The 20701-nt window shown below is 67.5% G+C and carries 18 protein-coding genes; all 18 read left to right on the forward strand.

The genetic code is table 11. The features are described from left to right. Window positions 1–2505 (forward strand): DNA gyrase subunit A (gene gyrA / locus AC1D2K_RS09205; RefSeq protein ID WP_478088146.1); only part of this gene is annotated, 2505 nt, incomplete at its 5' end. Further along, window positions 2502–3080, forward strand: coding sequence for a DUF2059 domain-containing protein (locus tag AC1D2K_RS09210; RefSeq protein ID WP_478088148.1), 579 nt, complete (start codon window positions 2502–2504; stop codon window positions 3078–3080). The genes gyrA and AC1D2K_RS09210, both read left to right, overlap by 4 nt. Before the next feature lie 50 nt (window positions 3081–3130). Then, window positions 3131–4198: a 3-phosphoserine/phosphohydroxythreonine transaminase gene (serC, locus tag AC1D2K_RS09215; RefSeq protein ID WP_478088181.1), complete on the forward strand. Its 1068-nt coding sequence runs from the start codon at window positions 3131–3133 to the stop codon at window positions 4196–4198. A gap of 20 nt (window positions 4199–4218) precedes the next feature. Further along, a complete protein-coding gene (gene pheA, locus AC1D2K_RS09220; RefSeq protein ID WP_478088150.1) occupies window positions 4219–5337 on the forward strand; it encodes a prephenate dehydratase in 1119 nt (372 codons plus the stop codon). Between the two features lie 12 nt (window positions 5338–5349). Beyond that, window positions 5350–6228, forward strand: a complete 879-nt coding sequence (locus tag AC1D2K_RS09225) for a prephenate dehydrogenase (protein WP_478088152.1) — start codon at window positions 5350–5352, stop codon at window positions 6226–6228. Between the two features lie 38 nt (window positions 6229–6266). Further along, a complete protein-coding gene (locus AC1D2K_RS09230; RefSeq protein ID WP_478088154.1) occupies window positions 6267–8345 on the forward strand; it encodes a bifunctional 3-phosphoshikimate 1-carboxyvinyltransferase/cytidylate kinase in 2079 nt (692 codons plus the stop codon). A 160-nt stretch (window positions 8346–8505) separates the two neighbouring features. After that, the gene (gene rpsA / locus AC1D2K_RS09235) at window positions 8506–10191 is read left to right on the forward strand and encodes a 30S ribosomal protein S1 (RefSeq protein WP_478088156.1); all 1686 of its coding nucleotides are present in this window, start codon (window positions 8506–8508) and stop codon (window positions 10189–10191) included. A gap of 72 nt (window positions 10192–10263) precedes the next feature. Then, window positions 10264–10581, forward strand: coding sequence for an integration host factor subunit beta (locus AC1D2K_RS09240; RefSeq protein ID WP_478088158.1), 318 nt, complete (start codon window positions 10264–10266; stop codon window positions 10579–10581). 42 nt (window positions 10582–10623) lie between these two features. Further along, on the forward strand, window positions 10624–10941 hold the full coding sequence (locus AC1D2K_RS09245) for a LapA family protein (protein ID WP_478088160.1): 318 nt from the start codon (window positions 10624–10626) through the stop codon (window positions 10939–10941). Next, entirely contained in the window at window positions 10931–12118 is a 1188-nt protein-coding gene (lapB, locus tag AC1D2K_RS09250; RefSeq protein WP_478088162.1) for a lipopolysaccharide assembly protein LapB, read from the forward strand. The genes AC1D2K_RS09245 and lapB overlap by 11 nt, the downstream gene beginning before the upstream one ends. A 105-nt stretch (window positions 12119–12223) precedes the next feature. Continuing rightward, window positions 12224–12583, forward strand: a complete 360-nt coding sequence (locus AC1D2K_RS09255; protein ID WP_478088164.1) for a ComEA family DNA-binding protein — start codon at window positions 12224–12226, stop codon at window positions 12581–12583. Between the two features lie 178 nt (window positions 12584–12761). Further along, entirely contained in the window at window positions 12762–13730 is a 969-nt protein-coding gene (locus tag AC1D2K_RS09260) for a TRAP transporter substrate-binding protein (protein ID WP_478088166.1), read from the forward strand. 20 nt (window positions 13731–13750) lie between these two features. Beyond that, complete coding sequence (locus AC1D2K_RS09265; RefSeq protein ID WP_478088168.1) at window positions 13751–14257, forward strand: TRAP transporter small permease; 507 nt, start codon at window positions 13751–13753, stop codon at window positions 14255–14257. Beyond that, window positions 14250–15551: a TRAP transporter large permease gene (locus AC1D2K_RS09270; RefSeq protein ID WP_478088170.1), complete on the forward strand. Its 1302-nt coding sequence runs from the start codon at window positions 14250–14252 to the stop codon at window positions 15549–15551. The genes AC1D2K_RS09265 and AC1D2K_RS09270 overlap by 8 nt, the downstream gene beginning before the upstream one ends. Window positions 15552–15567: 16 nt before the next feature. Further along, window positions 15568–15945 (forward strand): fluoride efflux transporter CrcB, encoded by a 378-nt coding sequence (gene crcB / locus AC1D2K_RS09275; protein ID WP_478088172.1) that lies wholly within the window; start codon window positions 15568–15570, stop codon window positions 15943–15945. 42 nt (window positions 15946–15987) lie between these two features. After that, window positions 15988–18927: a monovalent cation/H+ antiporter subunit A gene (locus AC1D2K_RS09280; protein ID WP_478088175.1), complete on the forward strand. Its 2940-nt coding sequence runs from the start codon at window positions 15988–15990 to the stop codon at window positions 18925–18927. Continuing rightward, on the forward strand, window positions 18927–19280 hold the full coding sequence (locus AC1D2K_RS09285; RefSeq protein ID WP_478088177.1) for a Na+/H+ antiporter subunit C: 354 nt from the start codon (window positions 18927–18929) through the stop codon (window positions 19278–19280). The genes AC1D2K_RS09280 and AC1D2K_RS09285 overlap by 1 nt, the downstream gene beginning before the upstream one ends. After that, window positions 19277–20701, forward strand: a 1425-nt coding sequence (locus AC1D2K_RS09290; RefSeq protein WP_478088179.1) for a monovalent cation/H+ antiporter subunit D, incomplete at its 3' end; no start/stop codon positions are given. The genes AC1D2K_RS09285 and AC1D2K_RS09290, both read left to right, overlap by 4 nt.

The raw sequence follows: 20701 nt of genomic DNA on the forward strand, positions 1-20701 counted from the left end.
CTGTTCGCCATGCACGAGCTCAACAACGACTGGAACCGGCCCTACAAGAAGTCGGCCCGTATCGTCGGCGACGTCATCGGCAAGTACCACCCGCACGGCGATCAGTCGGTCTACGACACGATCGTGCGGATGGCGCAGAACTTCTCAATGCGCCACATGCTGGTCGACGGCCAGGGCAATTTCGGCTCGGTCGACGGTGACATGGCGGCCGCCATGCGCTATACCGAAATCAGGCTGGCCAAGATCGCTCATGAAATGCTGGGCGATATCGACAAGGAAACCGTCGATTTCGGTCCCAATTACGACGGCTCGGAAAAAGAACCGCTGGTATTGCCGAGCAAGTTGCCGAATCTGCTGGTCAATGGCGCCGGCGGTATCGCGGTCGGCATGGCGACCAATATTCCGCCGCACAATCTGAACGAGGTGGTCGACGCCTGCCTGCACCTGCTGCGCCATCCCGAGGCCAGCATCGACGACCTGATGGAGATCGTGCCGGCGCCCGACTTTCCCACGGCCGGGATCATCTACGGCATCAACGGCATCAAGGACGGCTACCGCACCGGCCGCGGCAAGGTCGTGATGCGCGCCAGGTGCCATTTCGAGGACATCGACCGTGGCCAGCGCCAGGCGATCATCGTCGACGAGCTGCCCTACCAGGTCAACAAGAAGACGCTGCAGGAGCGCATGGCCGAACTGGTGCACGAGAAGAAGATCGAAGGCATCAGCCACATCCAGGACGAGTCGGACAAGTCGGGCATGCGGCTGGTGATCGAGCTCAAGCGCGGCGAGGTGCCCGAGGTCGTGCTGAACAACCTCTACAAGCAGACCCAGCTGCAGGACACCTTCGGCATCAACATGGTGGCCCTGGTGGACGGCCAGCCCAAGCTGTGCAACCTGAAGGACCTGATCGAGGTCTTCCTGCAGCACCGCCGCGAGGTGGTGACCCGCCGCACGGTGTTCACGCTGCGCAAGGCGCGCGAGCGCGGCCACGTGCTCGAGGGCCTGGCGGTGGCGCTGGCCAACATCGACGAGTTCATCGCGATCATCCGCAACGCACCGACGCCGCCAGTGGCCAAGGCCGAACTCATGACCCGCGCCTGGGACAGCAAGCTGGTGCGCGAGATGCTGACCCGTACCCGCACCGACGGCGGCGTCATCAACGCCGACGACTACCGGCCGGACGGGCTCGAGCGCGAATACGGCATGCATGCCGACGGGCTCTACAAGCTGTCGGACACGCAGGCCCAGGAAATCCTGCAGATGCGCCTGCAGCGCCTGACCGGCCTGGAGCAGGACAAGATCGTCGCCGAGTACAAGGAAGTGATGGCGGAGATCGACGACCTGCTGGACATCCTCGCCAAGCCGGCGCGGGTCTCGGTGATCATCGGTGACGAACTCGCCACCATCAAGCAGGAGTTCGGCCAGAGCAAGCTCGGCGCGCGCCGCAGCCTGGTCGAGCACAGCGCCTTCGACCTGTCGACCGAAGACCTGATCACGCCCACCGACATGGTCGTGACCCTGTCCCACAGCGGCTACATCAAGAGCCAGCCGCTGGGCGAGTACCGGGCGCAGAAGCGCGGCGGCCGCGGCAAGCAGGCCACGGCGACCAAAGAGGACGACTGGATCGACCAGTTGTTCATCGCGAACACGCACGACTACATCCTGTGCTTCTCGAACCGCGGCCGGCTCTACTGGCTCAAGGTCTGGGAAGTGCCGGCGGGATCGCGCGGCTCGCGCGGCCGGCCGATCGTCAACATGTTCCCGCTGCAGGAAGGCGAGAAGATCAACGTGGTGCTGGCGCTCACGGGGGAGAAGCGCACCTTCCCGGCCAACCAGTACGTCTTCATGGCGACCTCGATGGGCACGGTCAAGAAGACCGCGCTCGACGAGTTCAGCAACCCGCGCAAGGCCGGCATCATCGCGGTCGACCTCGACCCTGGCGACTACCTGATCGGCGCCGCGCTGACCGACGGCGCGCACGACGTGATGCTGTTCTCCGACGGCGGCAAGGCGGTGCGCTTCGACGAGAACGATGTCCGTCCGATGGGCCGCAATGCCCGCGGCGTGCGCGGCATGACGCTGGAGGACAGCCAGGGCGTGATCGCCATGCTGGTGGCCGAGGACGAAGCCCAGAGCGTGCTCACGGCGACCGAAAACGGTTACGGAAAACGTACAAGCATTACCGAGTACACGCGACACGGCCGGGGAACCAAGGGCATGATCGCGATTCAACAAAGTGAACGTAACGGCAAGGTGGTGGCTGCGACTCTCGTGCATGCCGACGACGAGATCATGCTCATCACCGACAAGGGTGTCCTCGTGCGCACCCGAGTCTCCGAAATCCGCGAAATGGGGCGTGCGACGCAAGGCGTCACCCTGATCGGACTCGACGAAGGCGCCAAGCTCAGCGGGCTGCAGCGCATCGTCGAGAATGACGCGAATATCGAGAATGAACCCGGCGCCGACGACCCTACCACCCCATCTTCAACGGAGAATCCCCAGTGAAAAAAATCAAACTCGCGCTTCTGACGGTTGCACTCGCCGGCAGCTCGCTCGCCATGGCCCAGGACAAGGCGACGCTGATCAAGCAGTTCATCGACATGCAGCGCCCCGGCATCGAATCGCTTGCGCGCGGGCTGGTCGAGCAGTCGAGCGCTCCGATCGCGCAAGCCGGTTCGCAGTACCTGCAGACCCAGGTGCCGGCCGACAAGCGCGAAGCCGCCGCCAAGGCAGCTGACGCCGAGCTCAAGAAGTACTTCGACGACGCCTACCCGATCGTGCGCGACAAGGCCGTGCAGCTCGCCCCGGGCGCGCTGACCCCGATCATGGAGCAGAACTTCAGCGAAGAAGAACTGCGCCAGCTCATGGCCTGGATCAGCTCGCCGCTGAGCAAGAAGTACCAGGAAATCAACCCCAAGCTGCAGACCGCGCTGACGGAGAAGCTGGTGGGCGAAACCCGCGCCACCATCGAACCGAAGATGGTCGCACTCGACGCCAGTGTCGCCAAGGCGCTGGGCGCACCGACCAACGCGGGTGGAGCAGCCAAGGCAGCGCCGGCCAAGGCGCCCGCCAAGAAGTGACGCAGCGCGCGGGTCCGCGCCCGTACAACTTCTCCGCCGGTCCGGCCGCAATGCCGGAAGCGGTGCTGCAGCGCGCCGCCTCCGAGATGCTGGACTGGCACGGCAGCGGCATGGGCGTGATGGAGATGAGCCATCGCGGCAAGGAGTTCGGCGCGATCTGCACGCAGGCCGAGGCCGACATCCGCAGCCTGCTCGCGGTGCCGTCGCAGTTCCACATCCTGTTCATGCAGGGCGGCGGGCTCGGCGAGAACGCGATCGTGCCGATGAACCTGTCGCGCGGGACCCGCGCCGACTTCGTCCTCACGGGCAGCTGGAGCATCAAGTCGCAGAAGGAAGCCCAGCGCTACTGCGAAGCCAGGGTGGTCGCGAGCAACGCGGCAGACGGGCACACCCGGCTGCCGGACCCGGCCGGCTGGCAGCTGTCGGCGGATGCCTCGTACGTGCACGTCTGCACCAACGAGACCATCAACGGCATCGAATTCCAGCAGTTGCCGGACCTGGCCGCGCTCGGCAGCAAGGCGCCGCTGGTGATCGATTTCTCCTCGCACGTGGCGTCGCGGCCGGTCGACTGGTCGCGCGTGGGCCTGGCCTTCGGCGGCGCCCAGAAGAACCTCGGCCCGGCCGGCCTCACGATCGTGATCGTGCGCGACGACCTGCTTGGGTCTGCCCTCGAGATCTGCCCGAGCGCCTTCAACTACAAGACGGTGGCGGACAACCACTCGATGTACAACACGCCCCCGACCTGGGGCATCTACATCGCCGGGCTGACCTTCCAGTGGCTCGCGCAGCAGACCGAAGGCGAACTCACGGGCATCGCGGCCATGGAAGCTCGCAACATCGCCAAGGCGCGGCTGCTGTACGACTTCATCGACGGCTCGGACTTCTACGCCAACAAGGTCGACCCTGGTTGCCGCTCGCGCATGAACGTGCCTTTCTTCCTTGCCGACGAGAGCCGCAACGAAGCCTTTCTCGCGGGCGCGCGAGAGGCCGGACTGCTGCAGCTCAAGGGCCACAAATCGGTCGGCGGCATGCGCGCGAGCATCTACAACGCGATGCCGCTGGCCGGCGTGCAGGCCCTGGTGGGCTACATGCGAGAATTCGAACGGTCGCGTGCGTAGAGGCACGCGCAACTGACCGAATGACCGCACCTGAACCCACGCCCTCCGTCCCTGACACCTCCTCCGGCCTGGCCGATCTGCGCGTGCAGATCGACTCGCTCGATCAGCAGCTTCTCGACCTCCTGAACCGGCGCGCCCGCGTCGCCGAACAGGTTGGCGAGGTCAAGAAGCGCGAAGGCACGCCCTTCTTCCGCCCCGATCGGGTCGCGCAGGTGATCGAGAAGATGCAGAACAGCAACGCCGGCCCGCTGAAGGCGCTGCACGTCGCGGCCATCTGGCGCGAGATCATGTCGGCCTGCCTGGCCCTCGAATCGCCGCAGCGCGTCGCCGTGCTGGGCCCCGAGGGCACCTTCTGCGAACAGGCCGCGGTCGAGTACTTCGGCGGCGCCGCCGACCTGGTGTATTGCGCCAGCTTCGACGAGGTCTTCCATGCCACGGCGGCCGGCAGCGCGCAGTACGGCGTGGTCGGCGTCGAGAACTCCACCGAAGGCGTGGTCACCCGATCGCTCGACCTGTTCCTGCATTCGCCCACCCACGTGGTCGGCGAGGTCAGCCTGCTGGTGCGCCATCACCTGCTGCGCTCGAGCAATTCGCTCGAAGGCGTCGAGGCCGTGCTGGCCCATCCGCAGGCGCTGGCGCAGTGCCAGACCTGGCTCGCGAAGCACCTGCCGAACGCGGAGCGGCGTGCCGTCTCCAGCAACGCCGAAGGCGCCCGGCTGGCGGCCGGCAATCCGGCCTGGGCCGCGCTCGCCAGCGAGCGCGCGGCGACCCGCTTCGGGCTGCACATCGTCGCCCACGCGATCCAGGACGACTCCTACAACCGCACCCGTTTCGCCATCATCTGCCTGCCCCAGACGCTCGCGATGCCGCCGGCCTCGGGCCGCGATTGCACCAGCCTGGTGGTGTCGGTGCCGAACCAGCCCGGCGCGGTCCACGACCTGCTGATGCCGCTGAAGACCAACAACGTCTCGATGACCCGCTTCGAATCGCGCCCCGCGCGCACCGGCCAGTGGGAGTACTACTTCTACATCGACCTCGACGGGCATCCTTCGCAGCCCAACGTCGCCGCCGCGCTCGTCGAACTGCGCAAGCTGTGCGCGTTCTACAAGGTTCTCGGCGCCTACCCCATCACTGCCTGAGGCCACCGGACGATGTTCGAACAGTTGGGTCTGATCGGCTGCGGATTGATGGGCGGCTCGTTCGCGCTGGCGCTCAAGCGCGCCAAGCTGGTCAAGCGGGTGGTGGGCTACAGCAAGTCGCCCTCCACCACCGAACGCGCCCGGCAGCTCGGCGTGATCGACGTCGCGGCGCCCTCGGCGCTGCTCGCGATGTCGGGCGCGGACCTGGTGCTGATCGCGGTCCCCGTGGGTGCTTCCGAACAGACCTTCAAGGCCATCCGCCACGGCATCACGGAGCAGATGCTGGTGATGGACGTCGGCTCGACCAAGGGCGATGTCATCGAGGCCGCGCGACGCGGGCTGCAAGACCAGATCGGCGCCTTCGTCCCCGCGCATCCGATCGCCGGCAAGGAAGTGGCGGGCGTGGAGCATGCGGATGCCGGCCTCTACACCGGACGCCAGGTGGTGCTGACGCCGATCAAGGCCACCCTGCGCTCCAACGTCCAGCGCGCCACGCAGGTCTGGACCAGCATCGGCGCCAAGGTGGTGACGATGACGCCTGAGGCGCACGACAGCGCCTTCGCCGCCGTCAGCCACCTGCCCCACCTGCTGGCCTTCGCGTTCACCAATGCGATCGCCGCCAACCCRCAAGGCGGGCGCTTTCTGGAACTGGCCGGCCCGGGTTTCCGCGACTTCACGCGCATCGCGGCTGCCGACCCGACCATGTGGCGCGACGTGCTGCTGGCCAATCGCGACCAGGTGCTGCTGCAATCGCGCGCCTTTCGCGATGCATTGGCCGAGCTCGAAGCACTGATGAGCGCGGGCAACGCACAGGCGCTCGAAGATGCGATCGCAGCCGCCAGCCGGGTGCGGGCCCAATGGCAGCCAGGCGCCGCCGCTTCGCCCGACTGAGACGACACCCCTCCCCAGGCCTGCCCACCTCGGCTGACATGTTCTCAACACCTTTCCTCGACATTCCGCCGCTGGCGGCGGCGGCCGGCACGGTTCGCCTGCCGGGCTCCAAGAGCATCTCCAACCGCGTGCTGCTGCTGGCCGCGCTGGCCAGCGGCACGACCACCGTGCACGACCTGCTCGACTCGGATGACACGCGGGTCATGCTCGACGCGCTGGCGGCACTGGGTTGCGGCATCGAGCGGGCCGGCGACAAGCTGCGCATCGAAGGCCTCGGCGGAAAGCTGCGCACGCCCTCGGCCTCCCTGTTCCTCGGCAATGCGGGCACCGCGATGCGACCGCTGACCGCCGCACTCTCGCTGCTCGGCGGCGAGTTCGAGCTGCGCGGCGTGCCGCGGATGCACGAGCGGCCGATCGGCGACCTGGTCGACGCGCTGACGCAGCTCGGCTGCCGCATCGACTACCTCGGCAACCCGGGCTTCCCGCCGCTGCGGATTCACCCGGTCGCGCTCGATGCGCTCCAGCTCGACGGCCCGATCCGCGTGCGCGGCGACGTCTCGAGCCAGTTCCTGACCGCCCTGCTGTTGGCGCTGCCACTGGCGTCCAATGCACCGGCCCCCACGCTCCCCGCTGCGCGTGGTTCGCTGCCCCCCGAGGGGGCTGTCCCGCCTGGGGGCGGCCAGGCGGCGGGACGCGACATCGTGATCGACGTGGTCGGCGAACTGATCTCCAAGCCCTACATCGAGATCACGCTGAACCTGCTCGCGCGCTTCGGCATTGCGGTGCAGCGCCAAGGCTGGCAGCGCTTCACGATTCCGGCCGGCAGCCGCTACAGCTCGCCCGGCGACATCCACGTCGAAGCCGATGCCTCGTCGGCCAGCTACTTCATTGCGCTGGGCGCCATCGCCAACGGCGCGGGCATCCGGATCGAAGGCGTCGGCGCCGACTCGATCCAGGGCGACATCCGCTTCATCGATGCCGCGCGGCAGATGGGCGCGCACATCGACAGCGGGCCGAACTGGCTCGCGATCTCGCGCGCGGCCTGGCCCCTGAAGGCGATCGACCTCGACGCCAACCACATTCCCGATGCCGCCATGACCCTGGCCGTGATGGCGCTCTACGCCGACGGCCCGAGCACGCTGCGCAACATCGCGAGTTGGCGCGTGAAGGAAACCRACCGCATCGACGCCATGGCCAACGAATTGCGCAAGCTCGGCGCCACGGTCGAGGACGGGCCGGACTTCATCCGCGTCCATCCGCTGGCGGCGGCAGACTGGCGGGCGGCCAGCATCAAGACCTACGACGACCACCGCGTGGCGATGTGCTTTTCGCTGGCGGCCTTCAATCCGGCCGGCGTCGGCGTGCGGATCCTGGAGCCGCACTGCGTTGCCAAGACCTTCCCGGACTATTTCGAGACCTTGTTCTCGGTGGCCGAGGCCGCCGAGGTGCCGGTGATCTGCATCGACGGCCCGACCGCGTCCGGCAAGGGCACGCTGACGGTCGAGGTCGCACTGCGGCTCGGCTACCACTACCTCGACTCGGGCACGCTGTACCGCGTGACGGGGCTCGCGATGCGGCGCGAGGGCCTCGACGCGCTGCCCGAGCACGAGACGCACATCGCCGAGCTGGCACGCGCGCTGCCCCTGGTCTTCAGCGAGGGCAAGGTGCTGCTGGCCGGCGAGGACGTGAGCGACGCGGTCCGCACCGAAGCCGCCGGCATGGACGCCTCCCGCGTGTCGGCGCTGCCGGCCGTGCGCGCCGCCCTGCTGGCACTGCAACGCAGCTTCCGGCGCCTTCCCGGCCTGGTGGCCGATGGTCGCGACATGGGCACGGTGATATTCCCCGACGCCGATCTCAAGATCTATCTCACGGCGAGCGCCGGCCAGCGCGCCGAGCGGCGCCATAAGCAGTTGATTTCAAAGGGTATTTCAACTACAATAGCCAGCCTTCGCGCCGACCTGGAAGCGCGCGACCGGCGGGATTCGTCCCGCAAGGTGGCGCCACTCAAGCCGGCGCCTGATGCCCGCCTCCTGGACAACTCCTTGCTTTCGGTCGAGCAATCGATCGAACAGGTGCTGCACTGGTGGCAGGAAGTACAGCCTTTCAAGTCTTCTTGATCGGCATTTCGATCCAGCAGGTCCCCGCCGCGCGACAGCGCACCGGCCTGCTGGTTGTTCAACCCTAACCGGGCCCCAAAGCCCACACAACCGCCGTCTCCAGACCCAAGCCAGTCGCAATCGTGCTGCTGCAAACCCTGCGTGACGGAAGGAAAAACACATGTCTGAATCTTTTGCCGACCTATTCGAAGAATCCCTGAAGCGTTCGGAGATGCGCACCGGTGAGGTCATCACCGCCGAAGTCGTGCGCGTCGAACACAACCACGTCGTGGTCAACGCAGGCCTCAAGTCCGAAGCCTACGTGCCGATCGAAGAGTTCAAGAACGACAAGGGCGAGCTCGAAGTCCAGGCCGGCGATTTCGTTTCGGTTGCCATCGGCAGCGTCGAAAACGGCTACGGCGACACCATCCTCTCGCGCGACACCGCCAAGCGTCTGGCTTCGTGGCTCGCGCTCGAGAAGGCCCTCGAATCCGGCGACTTCGTCACCGGCACCACGAGCGGCAAGGTCAAGGGCGGCCTCACGGTGCTGGTCAACGGCATCCGCGCCTTCCTGCCGGGTTCGCTGATCGACACGCGTCCGATCAAGGACCTGACCCCGTACGAGAACAAGACCCTCGAATTCAAGGTCATCAAGCTCGACCGCAAGCGCAACAACGTGGTGCTCTCGCGCCGCGCCGTGGTCGAAGCCAGCATGGGCGAAGAACGCGCCAAGCTGATGGAAACCCTGAAGGAAGGCGCAGTCGTGCGCGGCGTCGTCAAGAACATCACCGAATACGGTGCGTTCGTCGACCTCGGCGGCATCGACGGTCTGCTGCACATCACCGACATGGCATGGCGCCGCGTCCGCCATCCGAGCGAAGTGGTGCAGGCCGGCCAGGAAATCACCGCCAAGATCCTCAAGTTCGACACCGAGAAGAACCGTGTCTCGCTGGGTCTGAAGCAAATGGGCGACGACCCGTGGATGGGCGTTTCGCGCCGCTACCCGCAATCGACCCGCCTGTTCGGCAAGGTCACGAACATCGCCGACTACGGCGCGTTCGTCGAGCTCGAACCCGGCATCGAAGGCCTGGTGCACGTCTCCGAAATGGACTGGACCAACAAGAACATCGCTCCGAACAAGATCGTCTCGCTGGGCGACGAAGTCGAAGTCATGGTTCTGGAAATCGACGAAGACAAGCGCCGCATCAGCCTCGGCATGAAGCAGTGCAAGGCCAACCCGTGGCAGGAATTCGCGCAAAACACCAAGCGCGGCGACCGCGTCAAGGGCCCGATCAAGTCGATCACCGACTTCGGCGTGTTCGTGGGTCTGGCTGCCGGCATCGACRGCCTGGTTCACCTGTCCGACCTCTCGTGGAACGAGCCCGGCGAAACCGCCGTGCGCAACTACAAGAAGGGCCAGGAAGTCGAAGCGATCGTGCTGGCCGTGGATGTCGACCGCGAACGCATCTCGCTGGGCATCAAGCAGCTCGACAGCGATCCGTTCACCACCTTCACGACCGTGAACGACAAGGGCCAGATCGTGACCGGCAAGGTCAAGACCGTGGACGCCCGCGGCGCTGAAATCGACCTCGGCGAAGACATCATCGGCTACCTGCGCGCCAGCGAAATCTCCCGCGACCGCGTGGAAGATGCACGCAACGTGCTCAAGGAAGGCGACGAAGTCACGGCCGTGGTGGTCAATGTGGATCGCAAGACCCGCAACATCCAGCTGTCGATCAAGCAGAAGGACATGGTCGACGAGCAAGGCGCCATGGCCAGCCTGAGCCAGCAGTCGGCACGCGAGAACGCGGGCACGACCAGCCTGGGCGCCCTGCTGCGCGCCAAGCTGGACAACAGCGACAAGTAAGCTGCGTCCGGGGACAGAGCTGGCGCCCGGCGCCGCTCTGTCCTTTTTTTTCGTCCTACATTTCTCTTTGCCATGACCCGCTCCGATCTTGTCGAGGAACTCGCAGCCCGCTTCGCGCAGCTGACGCACCGCGATGCCGAATACGCCGTCAAGACCATCCTGGACGCGATGGGCGATGCGCTGGTGCGCGGGCATCGCATCGAGATCCGCGGCTTCGGCAGCTTCACGGTCAACCGGCGCCCGCCACGCATCGGGCGCAATCCGCGTTCGGGCGAGAGCGTGCAGATCCCCGAGAAGCGCGTGCCGCACTTCAAGCCGGGCAAGGCCCTGCGCGAAGCGGTCGATGCGCGCACGGCGTTGCTCGACGCAGAGAAGCAGAAACACGGCTGACGATCCAGCCGACATAGAATTCCCCGGCCAACGGGGACCCGCATGAAATATCTCCTGTGGCTGCTCAAGGCAGCCATTTTTTTTACCCTCTTCGCCTTCGCGCTGAACAACCAGCACGACGCCACCGTCTACTTCTTCTTCGGCACCTCGTGGCGCGCGCCGCTGGTGCTGGTGGTGCTGGCCGCCTTCGCGGGCGGCCTCGTGGTGGGTGCGCTCGGCATGCTGCCGGGCTGGTGGAAGCACCGCAGCGCGGCGGCGCAACTGCCCGCGGCCCCGGTCCCTCCCGTGACCGCCTCCGCCGCCCCGGCGCCGCCCGCGGCCACCACCGACCTGCCCGCCGTGCGTCAACATGGACTTTGACTTCAGCTGGTTGCTGCTCGGCCTGCCGATCGCCTTCGTGCTCGGCTGGCTGGCTTCGCGCTTCGACCTGAGGCAGCTCAGGATCGAGAACCGCCAGGCCCCCAAGGCCTACTTTCGCGGCCTCAACTTCCTGCTCAACGAGCAGCAGGACCAGGCCATCGACGCCTTCATCGAGGCGGTGCAGAACGACCCCGATACGCAGGAGCTGCACTTTGCGCTCGGCAACCTTTTTCGGCGCCGCGGCGAATACCAGCGCGCGGTGCGCGTGCACGAGCATCTGCTGGGCCGGGGCGACCTGAGCCGCGCCGACCGCGACCGCGCACAGCACGCGCTGTCGCAGGACTTCCTGCGCGCCGGATTGCTCGACCGCGCCGAAGCCGCGCTGCAGAAGCTCGAAGGGACACGCTACGAGAACGAGGCCCGGCTGTCGCTGCTGGCGATCTACGAACGCTCGCGCGAATGGGCGCAGGCCAAAGACGTCGCCCAGAAGCTCGACGAATCCGAGCAAGCCAGCTACAGCACGCGGCGTGCCCACCACCTGTGCGAACAGGCGGCCGAGCGCGTGGCCGGCGGCGACCCGGACGCCGCGGCGCGGCTGCTGCAGCAGGCCGTGGTGCTGGCGCCGGAGGCGCCGCGCCCGGCGATCGACACCGCTACGCTGCAACTGCGCAAGGGCGACGCGGCGGCGGCTTTCGACACGCTGGCGGCACTGAGTGAGACCGCCCCGCTGGCGCTCCCGCTGTATGCGGCGGCCATGCAACAGGCCGCGGTCGCGTCGCAGCGCTCGGGCGAGGCGCTCGCGCTGCTGCAGCGCCGCTATATCGCATCGCCCTCGATCGACGTGCTCGAGGCGATCATCGCGCTCGGCGGCACGCCGGCATTGCCCGAGGACGCCTCGTCGGACGACGCGGCGACCTCGCCCGAGCCGCGCGACGGCTACATCGCCCATCTGGCGCACCACCCCTCGCTGGTGGCGGCGTCGCGCTGGCTGGCGGGCGAACGCTTCGAGAACGAACAGTTCCACCCGCAGGTGCAGCGCTCGCTCGACCAGGCGACCCGGCCGCTGATGCGCTACCGCTGTGCGGCCTGCGGCTTCGAGGCCCACCAGTACTTCTGGCATTGCCCGGGCTGCCAGGCCTGGGACAGCTACCCGCCGCGGCGCGTCGAGGAACTTTGAATCTTCCGCCGGCGGCGCTTCGTCGCTATCATCTTCCGCGCCGGGCGCACTCGGCGCGCGGTGGGGCGTTTCGGCGCTTCTCACACCATGTCAGGGAGAGAAAAAATGATGAAGAAGATCGTGGCCGTTGCGGCCATGTTGTTTGCGGTCGCCTCCTGGGCGGCGGTCGATGCCAACAAGGCGACCGATGCGGAGCTCGATGGCGTCAAGGGCGTGGGTCCGGCGCTCTCCAAGCGCATCATCGAAGCGCGCAAGGAGGCGCCGTTCAAGGACTGGCCGGACTTCATGACCCGGGTCAAGGGCGTGAAGGAGAAGGCGGCGGCCAAGCTGTCGGCCGAGGGCCTGACGGTGAACGGCCAGGCTTTCGGTGCAGCGCCGGCGCCGGCGCCGGTTGCCACGAGCGAGCTCAAGGCCGAGCCGAAGAAGGCCGCCACCGGGGCAGCCAAGGCGGCTTCCAAGCCGTGATCGCACGCACGGCGCACGAGCGCCGTTGCTGAACCAAAGCCGCCCCAGGGCGGCTTTTTCATGGCCGCGTTCTTCCGGCGCGGCGCCGCTGATGGCAGGGAAATGCCCGAGCAGTGGCCCGATATTTGCACGTATGCTGCCCGTCGCCTGTTCCACTTTCGCACGTTCCGGAGAGCCCATGAATCACAAGTTCGGTATCGCACTCGCTGGCCTCACCCTCTGCGCAGCGACCTTCGCGCAGACCAAGTGGGACCTGCCCACGGCATACCCCGCCACCAATTTCCACACCGAGAACATCACGCAGTTCGCCGGTGACGTCGACAAGGCCAGCGGCGGCAAGTTCAAGATCACGGTGCATCCCAACGCGGCCCTGTTCAAGGCGCCGGAGATCAAGCGCGCGGTGCAGGGCGGCCAGGCGCAGATGGGCGAGATCCTGCTCGTCAACTACCAGAACGAGTGGCAGATGTTCGGTGCCGACGGCATTCCCTTCCTGGCCGACAGCTACGACGCCGCCTGGAAGCTCTACCAGGCCCAGAAGCCGGTGCTCGAGAAAAAGCTGGCCGAGCAGGGCATGACGCTGCTCTATGCGGTGGCCTGGCCGCCTCAAGGCATCTTCGTGAAGAAGGAGATCGCCTCGGCCGCCGACCTCAAGGGGGTGAAGTGGCGCGCCTACAGCCCCGCCACCGCGCGCATCGGCGAGCTCGTCGGCGCCCAGCCCGTGACGGTGCAGCAGGCAGAGCTGTCGCAGGCCATGGCCACCGGCGTGATCGAGTCCTACATGTCCTCCGGCTCGACCGGGTACGACACCAAGACCTACGAATACATCAAGAACTTCTACGATACCCAGGCCTGGCTGCCCAAGAACGCGGTGCTGGTCAACAAGAAGGCCTTCGACGCCCTGGACAAGCCCTCGCAGGAAGCGCTGCTCAAGGCCGGTGCCGAAGCCGAGAAGCGCGGCTGGGAGGTGTCGAAGAAGAAGAACCTCGAGTACCTCGACCTGCTGAAGAAGAACGGCATGACCATCCACGCCCCCTCGGCCCAGCTCAAGTCCGACATGAAGAAGGTCGGCGACACCATGATCAAGGAATGGATCGAGAAAGCCGGACCCGAAGGACAGACCGTGATCGACGCCTACAAGAAGATGTAGGGACGAAAGTCCGGCCAGCGATGCGCAAGACACTCGATTTCCTCTACGACAGCGCCGCCGCCCTGGCGGCGCTTTTCATGGTCGGCCTGCTGGTGATGGTGCTGCTGTCGATCATCGGACGGCAACTGCACTTCAACATCCCCGGCATCGACGCCTATGCCGGCTACCYGATGGCCGGCACCGGCTTCCTGGCGCTGGCCCACACGCTCAAGCGCGGCGAGCACATCCGCGTCACCCTGATTGTCTCGCGGCTGAATCCGGCCGGCCGCCGCTGGCTGGAGCGCTGGGCCTGCGGCGCCGCCGCGCTGCTGGCGGCGCTGTTCGCCTTCTACAGCGTGCGGCTGGCCTGGCAATCTCATGGCTACAACGACATCTCCACCGGCAACGATGCGACGCCGCTGTGGCTGCCGCAACTGAGCATGGCCCTCGGCGCGGTGGTGTTCGCGATCGCCACCGTCGACGAATTCTTCGTCGAATGGTACGGACGGCCGCTGCAGATGAACGCCGAGGCGCTGCGCCATGAGTGACATCGCGGTTGCCGGCCTGCTGATTCTCTCGCTGTTCCTGATCCTGGGCAGCGGCGTCTGGATCGGGCTCACGCTCTCGGGTGTCGCCTGGATCGGCATGCAGCTGTTCTCCGCCCGCCCGGCCGGCGACGCGATGGCGGTCACGATCTGGGGCTCGGCCTCGGGCTGGACGCTGACAGCGCTGCCGCTGTTCCTCTGGATGGGCGAGATCCTGTTCCGCACCAAGCTGTCGCAGGACATGTTCAGGGGGCTCGCGCCCTGGATGCAGAGCCTGCCCGGGCGGCTGCTCCACACCAACGTGGCCGGCTGCGCCGTGTTCGCCGCGGTGTCGGGCTCGAGCGCCGCCACTTGCGCGACCATCGGCAAGATGACGCTGCCCGAGCTCAAGCGGCGCGGCTATCCGGACGACATGGTGATCGGCACCCTGGCCGGCGCGGGCACGCTGGGCCTGCTGATCCCGCCCTCGATCATCATGATCGTCTACGGCGTGAGCGCCGACGTCTCGATCGCCCGGCTCTTCATCGCCGGCGTGGTACCGGGCATCATGCTGGCCGTGCTGTTCTCGGGCTACATCGCCGTCTGGGCCCTGCTGCATCCGGACCGGGTGCCGCCGGCCGATCCGCCGATGCCGTTCATCGAGAAGCTGCGCGCCTCGCTGAGCCTGATCCCGGTCGCGCTGCTGATCCTCTCGGTGCTGGGCTCGATCTACGCCGGCATCGCCACCGCCACCGAGGCCGCCGCCGTGGGCGTGGTCGGCGCGCTGGTCATCTCGGCGCTGCAGGGCTCGCTCGACTGGGGCACCTTCAAGGAATCGCTGCTGGGCGCGACACGGCTCTATTGCATGATGGCGCTGATCCTCGCCGGCGCCGCCTTCCTGACGCTTTCGATGGGCTACATCGGGCTGCCGCGGCACCTGGCCGAATGGATCGGCTCGCTCGGGCTGTCGAAGTTCCAGCTCATCATGATGCTGGCCCTGTTCTACATCGTGCTCGGCTGCTTCCTGGACGGCATCTCGATGGTGGTGCTGACGATGGGCGTGATCATGCCAACCGTGACGGCCGCGGGCATCGACCCGGTGTGGTTCGGCATCTTCATCGTGCTGGTGGTGGAGATGGCGCAGATCACGCCGCCGGTGGGCTTCAACCTGTTCGTGCTGCAGGGCATGACCGGCCGTGACCTGATCTACATCGCGCGCGTCACGCTGCCGATGTTCTTCCTGATGGTGGCGGCGGTGCTGATCATCTATTTCGTGCCGCAGGTCGTGACCTGGTTGCCGCAGCAGATGGCGCCGTGAGAGCATTGCGCCCCACATGCCTCTTTACATCATCGCCATTTGTGCCGGCGCCTCCATCGGCGCCCTCAGCCGCTGGGGCCTCAACAACTGGCTGTCGGCGCCCGGGTCGCTGCCCTGGGGCACGCTGGCGGCGAACCTGGTCGGCGGCTACCTGATCGGTATCGCGGTCGCGGTGTTCCAGGCCATGCCGCAACTCGACCCGGTCTGGCGGCTGGCGCTGATCACCGGCTTCCTGGGTGGGCTCACCACCTTCTCGAGCTTCTCGGCCGAGGTCGTCGCCATGCTGATGCACGACCGCCTCGCGCTCGCGCTGGGCACCGCCGCGGTGCACGTGGCCGGCTCGCTGGTCCTCACCTGGCTCGGCATCCGCACGGCGCAGCAGTTCATCGCCTGATCCGGGGATGGGCCGCGGGGTCGGTCGATAGAATCGACCGCAATGCCCCTTGTTGCCCTCGTTGCACTCCCCTTCATCGCCAGCGTGCTCGCCGCACTGCTGCCATCGAACGCGCGCAACCGGGAGTCGACACTGGCGGGCCTGGTCGCGCTGGGCTGCGCAGTGCAGGTCGGGTGGCTGTTTCCGAGCATTTCCAACGGCAACGTGATCCGCCAGCAGGTCGAGTGGCTGCCCGCGCTCGGCCTCGACCTGTCGTTCCGCATGGACGGCTTCGCCTGGCTCTTCTGCATGCTGGTGCTGGGCATCGGCGCGCTGGTGGTGCTCTATGCGCGCTACTACATGTCGGCCTCGGACCCGGTGCCGCGCTTCTTCTCGTTCCTCCTCGCCTTCATGGGCGCGATGATGGGCGTGGTGCTGTCGGGCAACCTGATCCAGATGGTGATGTTCTGGGAGCTCACCAGCCTGTTCTCCTTCCTGCTGATCGGCTACTGGCACCACCGGCGCGATGCGCGGCGCGGCGCCAGCATGGCGCTCACCGTGACCGCCGCCGGCGGCCTGTGCCTGCTGGCCGGCGTGCTGCTGCTGGGCCGCATCGTCGGCAGCTACGACCTCGACGTGGTGCTGGCCTCGGGCGACCTGATCCGCGCCAGCACGCTCTATCCGGTGGTGCTGGTGCTGGTGCTGCTCGGCGCCTTCACCAAGAGCGCACAGTTCCCGTTCCACTTCTGGCTGCCGCGCGCCATGGCGGCGCCGACACCGGTCTCGGCCTACCTGCACTCGGCCACCATGGTGAAGCTCGGCGTGTTCCTGCTGGCGCGGCTGTGGCCGGTGCTCTCGGGCACCGAGCAGTGGTTCTGGCTGGTGGGCGGCGCCGGCGCGATCACGCTGCTGCTCGGCGGCTACATCGCGATGTTCCAGCGCGACCTCAAGGCGCTGCTGGCCTATTCGACCATTTCCCACCTCGGGCTGATCACGCTGCTGCTCGGCCTCAACAGCCCGCTGGCAGCGGTCGCGGCGGTGTTCCACATCATGAACCACGCGACCTTCAAGGCCTCGCTGTTCATGGCGGCAGGCATCATCGACCACGAGACCGGCACCCGCGACATCCGCAAGCTCAGCGGCCTGCTGAAAGTGATGCCGATCACCGGCACGCTGGCGATCATCGCCAGCGCGTCAATGGCCGGCGTGCCGCTGCTCAACGGCTTCCTGTCGAAGGAGATGTTCTTCGCCGAGACCGTCTTCATCCAGTCGACGCCCTGGGTCGACAAGAGCCTGCCGGTCATCGCCACGCTGGCGGGCATCTTCAGCGTCGCCTATTCGGCGCGCTTCGTCTTCGACGTCTTCTACGGCCCGCCCTGCGGACCCGACGTACCGAAGCAGCCCCATGAACCGCCGCACTGGATGCGCGTGCCGGTGGAGCTGCTGGTGCTGGTCTGCCTGGTGGTCGGGGTGGCGCCGGCCTGGTCGGTGGGCGCCTTCCTCGCCGCGGCGGCCACGCCGGTGGTGGGCGGCGAGCTGCCCGCCTACAGCCTGGCGCTGTGGCACGGCTTCAACCTGCCCTTGCTGATGAGCTTCATCGCGCTGGCGGGCGGTGCCCTGCTCTATCTGATGCACCGACGCGGCCGCCGCCGCGGCGCCCTCGAGTACACGCCGCTGCTGCACGGTCTCGATGGCCAGCGCGTCTTCGAGAACGTGATGGCCCGGCTCAGCGAGGCCGGCCGCCGAAGCCGGCGCCTGCTCGGCACGCGCCGGCTGCAGACGCAGCTGATGCTGCTGGTCGCGGTCGCAGTGGCCGGCGCCGGCGCCGCGCTCTGGATCACGCCGGTGGCCCGCGGCGCACGCGCGCCGCTGCCGTTCTCGCCGATGTTCGCGATGACCTGGCTGATCGGCGCGGTCTGTGCGCTGAGCGCGGCCTGGCAGGCCAAGTTCCACCGGCTCGCCTCGCTGATGCTGGCCTCGGGTGCGGGGCTGGTGTGCTGCATCACCTACATCTGGTTCTCGGCGCCCGACCTGGCGCTCACGCAACTGGTGGTGGAAGCAGTGACCACCGTGCTGATCCTGCTCGGCCTGCGCTGGCTGCCGATGCGCGATGCGCAGGCCGATCGCTATCGCCACGGCCTGCGGCCGCTGGCGCGACGCGKGCGCGACCTGGGGCTGTCCATCGCGGCCGGCGCCGGCCTCGCCGCGCTGGCCTGGACCGTGATGACCCGCAATTTCCCGCAGAGCATTTCTCCCTTCTTCCTCGACCATGCACTGACCGACGGCGGCGGCAGCAACGTGGTCAACGTGATGCTGGTCGACTTCCGCGGCTTCGACACCTTGGGCGAGATCACCGTGCTGGGCGTGGTGGCGCTGACGGTCTACGCGCTGTTGCGCCGCTTCCGTCCGGCGCCCGAATCGATGGCGCTGCCGATCCAGCAGCGCCTGCAGCCGGACGACGGCAGCAGCGACCTGATCAACCCGCGCCGGGCCAAGGACACCGCGGTCGGCTACCTGATGGTGCCGGCCGTCCTGGTGCGGCTGCTGCTGCCGCTGTCGGTGCTGGTGTCGGTCTATTTCTTCATGCGAGGCCACAACCAGCCGGGCGGCGGCTTCGTCGCCGGGCTCGTGATGTCGGTGGCGCTGGTGCTGCAGTTCATCGTCTCGGGCACCGAATGGGTCGAGGAACACCTGCGCATCTACCCGCGGCGCTGGATCGCGGCCGGCTTGTTGCTGGCGCTGGCCACTGGCGGCGGCGCCATGGCGCTGGGCTACCCCTTCCTCACCACCCACACCGCGCACCTGCACCTGCCGCTGCTGGGCGAGGTGCACGTGCCGAGCGCGCTGTTCTTCGACATGGGCGTGTTCTCGCTGGTGCTCGGAGCAACCATGCTGATCCTGACCGCCCTCGCCCACCAATCGATCCGCAGCCATCGCTGGGTCGACGAACAGGAAGAGAAGGAAGCCGCGCGCGTCGCGGCCGAAGCGGAGGCCGCCGCCTGATGGAAATCGTGCTCGCCATCGCCATCGGCATCCTGGCCGGCTCGGGTGTCTACCTGCTGCTGCGCCCGCGCACCTTCCAGGTCATCATGGGCCTGACCCTGATCTCCTATGCGGTCAACCTCTTCATCTTCAGCATGGGCCGGCTCAAGGTCGACAGCGAACCGGTGCTGACGCCGGGCGTGCGCGCCACGCTCGCCAACACCGCCGACCCGATGCCGCAGGCGTTGGTGCTGACCGCGATCGTGATCGGCTTCGCGATGACCGCGCTGTTCCTGGTCGTGCTGCTGGCCTCGCGCGGCCTCACGGGCACCGACCACGTGGACGGCGAGGAACGCCGGGAGCCGCAGGAATGAACGAGCTGTTCGCCTTCCTCGACCGCCTGCTCGACTTCAGCATGCCGCACCTGATCGCGGTGCCGATCCTGGTACCGATGCTCACCGCCGCCCTGATGCTGCTGCTCGGCGAGCAGCGCCGCCGCACCAAGTCGGCGCTCAGCGTGGTCTCGGGCCTGATCGGACTGCTGGCCGCGCTGGCGCTGCTGCGCTGGGTCAACGCGCCCGACACCGGCGGCGGGCCCGGCTCGATCGGCGTCTACCTGCCGGGCAACTGGCGCGCGCCCTTCGGCATCGTGCTGGTGGCCGACCGGCTGTCGACGATGATGGTCGCGCTGACCGGCGTGGTGGCCTTCGCCGCCTCGATCTACTCCACCTCGCGCTGGGACCGCGCCGGGGTTCACTTCCACCCGCTGCTGCAGCTGCAGCTCATGGGCCTCAACGGCGCCTTCCTGACCGGCGACCTGTTCAACCTGTTCGTCTTCTTCGAGGTGATGCTGGCCGCCTCCTACGGCCTGCTGCTGCACGGCTCCGGCCGGCTCCGGGTGCAGGCCGGACTGCACTACGTGGCGATCAACCTCGCGGCCTCGTCGCTGTTCCTGGTCGGCGCCGCGCTGCTCTACGGCGTGACCGGCACGCTCAACATGGCCGACCTCGGCGTGCGCATCGCGCAGATCGCGCCGGCCGACCGCGGACTGGTGCATGCCGYCGCCGCCATCCTGGCCACCGCCTTCTTCGCCAAGGCCGGGGCCTGGCCGCTCAACTTCTGGCTGGTGCCGGCCTACAGCGCCGCGGTGTCGCCGGTGGGCGCGGTGTTCTCGCTCCTGACCAAGCTCGGCATCTACACGCTGCTGCGCCTGTGGACCCTGCTGTTCGCGCCCGACACCGGCGCCTCGGCCCAGTTCGGCCAGGGCGTGCTGGTGGTGATCGGGCTCGCAACGCTGTTCGTCGGCGCGCTCGGCATCGTCGGCACGCAGCGGCTGTCGAACCTCGCGGGCTTCAGCGTGCTGATCTCGGCCGGCACCCTGCTGGCTGCGATCGGCTTCGGCCAGCCGGCCGTCTGGGCCGGTGCGCTCTATTACCTGCTGAGCTCGACGCTGGCGGCCAGCGCCTTCTTTCTGCTGATCGACATGGTCGAGCGCTGGCGCAACGCCGGCTTGAGCGTCGCGCCGCACGAAGCGGCCGGCGGCGCCCCCTTCCTGTCGGAGGACCTCCAGAGGCTCGACGACGTGAACCTCGACGACGATGCCCAGGCGCTCTACGGCCGTGCCATCCCGGCCGGCGTGGTCTTCCTCGGCCTCAGCTTCGTCGGCTGCACGGTGCTGCTGGCGGGCCTGCCGCCGCTGTCGGGCTTCGTGGGCAAGTTCGCGATGCTCTCGGGACTGCTCGACGCCGGTCATGTCACTTCGGCGGCCTGGACCTTCATGACGCTGCTGCTGGTG

Source organism: Variovorax sp. P1_H12_2 (genome assembly GCF_056405335.1).

Bases quoted from the DNA above. Each gene is read 5' to 3' on its own strand.
- serC (WP_478088181.1), top strand. From the start codon at position 3,131: ATGCCGGAAGCGGTGCTGCAGCGCGCCGCCTCCGAGATGCTGGACTGG.
- pheA (WP_478088150.1), top strand. From the start codon at position 4,219: ATGACCGCACCTGAACCCACGCCCTCCGTCCCTGACACCTCCTCCGGC.
- AC1D2K_RS09240 (WP_478088158.1), top strand. From the start codon at position 10,264: ATGACCCGCTCCGATCTTGTCGAGGAACTCGCAGCCCGCTTCGCGCAG.
- AC1D2K_RS09245 (WP_478088160.1), top strand. From the start codon at position 10,624: ATGAAATATCTCCTGTGGCTGCTCAAGGCAGCCATTTTTTTTACCCTC.
- lapB (WP_478088162.1), top strand. From the start codon at position 10,931: ATGGACTTTGACTTCAGCTGGTTGCTGCTCGGCCTGCCGATCGCCTTC.
- AC1D2K_RS09255 (WP_478088164.1), top strand. From the start codon at position 12,224: ATGATGAAGAAGATCGTGGCCGTTGCGGCCATGTTGTTTGCGGTCGCC.
- AC1D2K_RS09260 (WP_478088166.1), top strand. From the start codon at position 12,762: ATGAATCACAAGTTCGGTATCGCACTCGCTGGCCTCACCCTCTGCGCA.
- AC1D2K_RS09270 (WP_478088170.1), top strand. From the start codon at position 14,250: ATGAGTGACATCGCGGTTGCCGGCCTGCTGATTCTCTCGCTGTTCCTG.
- crcB (WP_478088172.1), top strand. From the start codon at position 15,568: ATGCCTCTTTACATCATCGCCATTTGTGCCGGCGCCTCCATCGGCGCC.
- AC1D2K_RS09285 (WP_478088177.1), top strand. From the start codon at position 18,927: ATGGAAATCGTGCTCGCCATCGCCATCGGCATCCTGGCCGGCTCGGGT.